The organism is Arthrobacter sp. HS15c (assembly GCF_040812005.1).
Classification (GTDB): domain Bacteria; phylum Actinomycetota; class Actinomycetes; order Actinomycetales; family Micrococcaceae; genus Arthrobacter.
Genome location: NZ_JBFOHM010000024.1, coordinates 1 through 1722, shown reverse-complemented (window position 1 = coordinate 1722; position 1722 = coordinate 1). Strand labels below are relative to the sequence as shown.

General features: G+C 65.3%; 1 protein-coding gene. It reads right to left on the bottom strand.

Annotated features, from left to right (window positions below; all coding sequences use genetic code 11):
* Positions 1-304 precede the first annotated feature (304 nt).
* On the bottom strand, positions 305-1411 hold the full coding sequence (locus tag ABV518_RS22265) for an IS110 family transposase (protein ID WP_367771827.1): 1107 nt from the start codon (positions 1409-1411) through the stop codon (positions 305-307).
* Between the last annotated feature and the right edge of the window lie 311 nt (positions 1412-1722).

The window sequence follows — 1722 nt, the reverse complement described above, 5'->3', positions numbered from 1 at the left end:
AACGCTGATATGTAGGTCCGGCTGTCAAGAGGCAGTGGTGAGCGGCTCCTGGCTTTTGGTCCAGGGGCCGCCTCACTCAGGTGGCCGGCCGGTCGGTGGTGAAGGTGTTGGCGAGTCGTTTTCGACTGCATTGTCAGGCTGACATTCGCGGGTTGGTTACCGCATGACGATTTGTTCGGCTGGAGCGTATCGGTGGTCTAGTTTCGAGCGTTGACGGTGGGGGGCCGTCTGCTCATAGCGTTCTCTCGAGTTAGCTCCGCGTGCTGCCATCGCACTTTCACCACGTCCCGGGGGCACGTTTGGGTCAGGCCGCGGTCATGCGTTCTCCTTGCTGGAGCGGGGCGGCCAGTGACCAGCACCATCCGGCGAGCTCGCGGGCGATCGCGGTGTTGGCCTTGACTGACATTTTGTGTCGTTCATCGAAGTGTTCCCACTTGTGATGGAGCCTGTGGTTTCCCTCCAGTGCACGGATCCGGGTTGCGGGAGCGACGAGTTCGAGTTGGCGCAGCAGCCGTTCCCCGGGCCGGGCGTAGGGTCGCCGGTGCTGCCAGGCGGCTTCGATGAGGAGTTTGCGGGCGTAGGTGTTCCCGGCCTTGGTGATCGGGCCCTGGTGCCGGGATTGGCCGGAAGACTCCTCGCTTGGGACCAGGCCGAGGTAGGAGCCGATGGACGAGCCGGTGAAGCGGGTCCAGTCCCCGATTTCCACGGCCAGCCCGAACCCGGTCGTGATCTGGATGCCGCGCAGGCACATTAACGCGTCGATCACCGGGCCGTAGCGGCACGCGGGAGCTGTGGCGGTGATCTGTTTGTCGATGCGTTTCAGGTGAACGGCGAGCAGTTCGGCCTGCTCGACATCGGCTTCGTAGGTGAACCGCAGCGCGGGTTCCTCAAAGCGTTGGCGGTGCAGCCACCGCCCGTGTTCTTTCGTCCATCTGGTCTCTTTGGGGTAGCGGATGCCGTGGCGCAACAGGATCGCGTTCACGTGCTGGCGGGCGTGCGCGAGGTCTGTGGCAGTGCCGGAACGCAGCCGGGACAGGTCCCGGAGTGCTTCTTCGTCCGGGTCCGGGACCCGGACCTCGGTGACCGAGCCGACCGCGAGCATTTCGGCCAGCACCCGGGCGTCCCGCTTATCGGTCTTGATCCGGTCCCCGGGGGCCCGCAACAGTTTCGAGGACGCCGCGACCACGCAGTTGATGCCCTGCGCGCGGAGGTACCGGGCCAGGACGAACCCGGTCGGGCCTGATTCGTAGACAACCGTGACCGGCGGGGCGAACCGGCGGACCCACTCCAGCACCATGGCCGGATCAGAAGCCATCGTGTGGTTGCTGATCTCCCCGGTGCCCGGGTTCAACGCGTGGCCCACGACGCTGACCGCGTGAACATCGAGCCCGATGAAAGTATGCTCAAACATAAGCCGGGACCTCCCAAACTTCACATGTGGCACTACCATTGCACCCCCGGAGGAGCCGTCAGGCCAAGGGGAGCCGTCAATGGCAACCCACGGACCTCTGTGAAACAGAAGGCCCCGGCCCCCGCGGCCTTAAGACCCCTTACCTGCCCCCGTCCGGGATAAAGGACATCACCGCCGGGATCAGGCCCCGCAGCGCCGCCTACCCCCACACGCGGTACGGATTCACTCAAGCCGGCGCTGCGGGACCGCCCGGCGATAATGGCCGACCCGGACGGGCGAACCCGCACACCCCTCACTTCATATCGTCTAGG

Coding starts and splice junctions, on each gene's coding strand:
- ABV518_RS22265 (WP_367771827.1), bottom strand. CDS start 1,411: ATGTTTGAGCATACTTTCATCGGGCTCGATGTTCACGCGGTCAGCGTC.